Annotated in this window: 4 protein-coding genes; 1 reads left to right on the top strand and 3 read right to left on the bottom strand. The window is 69.6% G+C overall.

The window, feature by feature from the left end:
• Positions 1 to 404: 404 nt before the first annotated feature.
• Positions 405 to 1,412, bottom strand: coding sequence for a stage II sporulation protein M (locus tag AB0959_RS52885; RefSeq protein WP_366834196.1), 1,008 nt, complete (start codon positions 1,410 to 1,412; stop codon positions 405 to 407).
• A 131-nt stretch (positions 1,413 to 1,543) separates the two neighbouring features.
• Between AB0959_RS52885 and AB0959_RS52880 the strand changes: the two genes are divergently transcribed.
• Complete coding sequence (locus AB0959_RS52880; protein ID WP_366834195.1) at positions 1,544 to 2,602, top strand: RDD family protein; 1,059 nt, start codon at positions 1,544 to 1,546, stop codon at positions 2,600 to 2,602.
• A gap of 40 nt (positions 2,603 to 2,642) precedes the next feature.
• On the opposite strand, the gene AB0959_RS52875 is transcribed toward AB0959_RS52880, so the two are convergent.
• Positions 2,643 to 3,257 carry a hypothetical protein gene (locus AB0959_RS52875; RefSeq protein ID WP_366834194.1) on the bottom strand — a complete coding sequence of 205 codons (615 nt, stop codon included), beginning with the start codon at positions 3,255 to 3,257 and terminating at the stop codon, positions 2,643 to 2,645.
• A gap of 181 nt (positions 3,258 to 3,438) precedes the next feature.
• On the bottom strand, positions 3,439 to 3,533 hold a 95-nt coding region (locus AB0959_RS52870; RefSeq protein WP_366834197.1), incomplete at its 5' end, for an adenosylhomocysteinase.

Below are 3,533 nucleotides of genomic sequence, written 5' to 3'. Positions count from 1 at the left end.
AGACTCTCTCGTGGCTTTCCTCCGGGCGCTTCCCTTCGGTGTTTCCGACTCTATCAGATCTTTTTCCGATCCGATTTCCTCGGTGCTTTCCAGGTCATGCGCTTTCGCGCTTCCCTTTCCGGCGGTTCCGACTTTATCAGAAGGTTTGGGCCGGACTGACCGGCGTCCATTTCTGAATCATCGGGAGGGGCTTCGTCGAAATCGATGCGTCGAAGTTTCGAGAAGCAGACAGACACTCACCGTCGCCACCGGGGAGACTTCCCCTCTAGGCAACTGTTCGAATCTACCTCCCCGCGCGACCCGTGTCAACGGCTCTTGCGGAGCGATGTCGAGGTTAACAGTTCGCCGGGGGTGCTTGCACATCGGGCAACGGGCCCGTGGCCGGCCAGGCTCACGAGCTCTCGTCAGGCGGCCGTCGGGACGGCGGCGCTCCGTTCGGGTTCTGCGAGGTCACCCGTGTCTCCGGCCCTGGCCGAGCGCCCGCCCAGGACGTAGACGTAGGCGAGGAAGGCCAGTTCCGCGGCGATCCCGATGCCTATGCGGGCCCAGGTGGGGAGACCGGAAGGGGTGACGAAGCCTTCGATGGCGCCGGACACGAACAGGACGAGAGCCAGGCCTATCGCCATGCCCAGGGCTGCGCGGCCCTCCTCGGCGAGGGCGGTGCGGCGGGTGCGCGGACCCGGGTCTATGAGGGTCCAGCCGAGGCGTAGGCCTGTTCCGGCGGCGACGAAGACGGCGGTCAGTTCCAGGAGGCCGTGCGGGAGGATGAGCCCGAGGAAGACGTCGAGACGGCCGACCGACGACATCAGACCTATGCCGACGCCCAGGTTCAGCATGTTCAGAAAGAGGATCCAGAGCACCGGCAGGCCGAGGAAGATGCCCAGGACGAGGCACATGGCGGCCGCCTGGGCGTTGTTCGTCCACACCTGGGCCGCGAAGGACGTGGCGGGGTGGCTGGAGTAGTACGTCTCGTACTCGCCTCCGGGGCGGGTGAGCTCACGCAGTTGGTCGGGAGCCGCGATGGAGGACTGGATCTCAGGGTGCGTTCCGATCCACCACCCCAGGAGGGCCGCTACCACGGTGGACAGGAGCGCTGTGGGTACCCACCAGTGACGGGAGCGGTACACCGCGGCGGGGAAACCGTGGGCAAGGAAGCGGGCGACATCGCGCCAGGAGGCGCGCCGGGTGCCCGTCACGGCGCTGCGCGCGCGTGCCACGAGCTGGCTGAGACGCCCGGTGAGCTGGGGGTCAGGTGCGCTGGACTGGATCACGGAGAGGTGCGTGGCGGTGCGCTGGTAGAGGGAGACGAGTTCGTCGACCTCGGCACCGCTGAGGCGTCGCTGGTTCCGGAGCAGTGCGTCGAGACGGTCCCACTCGGCGCGGTGGGCGGACACGAAGACGTCGAGGTCCATCCGGTTCGCTGCTCCTCGTCCTGTCGTACTGCCTGCCGTACTGCGTGTCAGCTTGTCGTACTGCGGCGCGATGTGCCCTCAGCTTGGCAGACTGTCGGTTCTCGGGGCAGGTCAGGGGAAGGAACGGGCGGATGAGTGAGCTAGTGACGGGCGAGGCGGTGGCGCTGGAGTTGCGCCCCGCGAAGCTGCCGAGCCGGGCGTTGGCCGTGTTGCTCGACCTGATCGTCGCTTTCATCTGCTACATCGCCGTGACCATGGCGCTGGTCCTCTCGACCGCGAGTCTGGACGAGGCGGCGCAGACGGCGATATCGATCGCGGTCTTCTTGCTGGTGCTGGTGGGCGGGCCGATCGCCGTGGAGACGCTCAGTCACGGGCGTTCTCTGGGGAAGCTGGCGTTCGGGCTGCGGGTGGTGCGGGACGACGGTGGGCCGATCCGGTTCCGGCACGCGTTGGTGCGTGGCGCGGTCGGTGTGGTCGAGATTCTGATGATGCTGGGGGTCATCGCTTGTATCGCCTCGCTCGTGTCGGCGCGCGGACGACGGCTCGGTGACGTGTTCGCGGGGACGCTGGTCGTACGGGAGAGGGTGCCGGCCGGGCGCGCGTCGTTCATGCCTCCGCCGCCGCACTGGCTGGCGGGGAGGTTCTCGGAGCTCGATCTCTCCGCGGTTCCGGACGGGCTGTGGCTGGCCGTGCGCCAGTACCTGACGCGGATGCAACAGCTTGATCCCCAGGTCGGACAGGCGATGGCGGAACGGCTCGCCTCCGATCTCGTCGCGGCCACAGGGTCTCCGGCGCCGCCGGGTGTTCCCGCGGCCGCTTACCTCGCGGCGGTGGTGCAGGAGCGGCAGGTGCGGGAGGCCCAGCGGGCGTTCGGCAGCGGCGCGGCGGTCGGCATGGGCCCGTTCGGTCACGTGCCGGGACCGCCTGCCGGAGTCCCTGGCTGGGGCGGGCAGGGCGGTGTTCCGGGCGGGCAGGGACCGGCGATGACACTGCAACCGGGCACGCAGCCGCCGGCCCAGCCCGCCGCGGGCGGATCCCCTGCACCGCTCCCGAATCCCCTGCCCCATTCACCAGCGCCGTTGCCGCAGTCACCGCCTCAGCCCGCTCAGCCCGATCAGCCCGCGCCGTCCCAGGACGCGGCAACCGGGCAGTCCGACCGTCCGGCCACTGGATTCGCGCCGCCTGCGTGAGGTGAGGCACCGGGCGCGGAGCTGACCGCGCCCTCCCGCGTCAGCTGAACACCGACGGCGGTGACTCAAGGTGCTCCAGCTCGATTCCGGGTGCCGCCAGGACCACGTCGCCGGCGATGTGGACGGTGTGCTGTTCCCCCGTGTCCAGGGCTGTGACCTGGTATTCGTCCACGGTCAGGGGGCCGTTGTCAGTGGCGTGTGCTTCTCTTGCGATCAAGGCCCAGGACTGGTCGACGGTGCGCGGGGCGAGGACCGGGTCCGTGAAGGCGACGAGGCGTACGCGGGTTGCGGACGCGGAGGGGGTGAGGCGCAGGAGACGAGTGGTGGCGACGAGGAAAGCGGGGGATGTGCCGGTGAAGGCGTGGGCGCGGACATTGCCTTCGGTGGCCTGGGCACCGGTGGGGTCGGTGCGGACCCAGGTGACGCCGTCGAGTGCGGCGCCGCGGACCTGCCAGCTCGCGGCGTGGAGTTCGAGGCGGATGGGGCGGCCGAGTTCGTCGAGGGTGAGGTCGACGGAGCCGGCGTGGTCGCCGGAGGGGGTGGTGACTTGGGAGACATAGCGCCAACCGGAGGGGCCGGGCGCGCACTGGAAGTGTTCTTCGGCGAGGAGGGAGTGATCGTGCGGATCGTGGATCGAATAGCGGCCGCGGGGCATGGGGGTCCTGGAGCTTGACGGGCTGCTGGTCCGGGCGTCCTGGCAGGCGCCGGCCGGAGAACGGGCAGGCCCCCGGCACGGGGGTGCGGGGGCCTGCCTGGGACCTGCTGCTCTTGGTGAGCGCGTCAGTGCACGGACGCGCTCGACAGCAGTGGCGACTCGTTGGCCGCAGGGGGTCCGGTCAGTAGCGGTAGTGGTCCGGCTTGTACGGGCCCTCGACCTCGACCCCGATGTACGAGGCCTGCTCCGGACGCAGCGTCGTGAGCTTCACGCCGA

This window comes from Streptomyces sp. NPDC046862 (assembly GCF_040704615.1).
Classification (GTDB): Bacteria; Actinomycetota; Actinomycetes; order Streptomycetales; family Streptomycetaceae; genus Streptomyces.
Note: the sequence above shows the minus strand (reverse complement) of the source record. Positions and strands in the feature narration are given on the sequence as shown.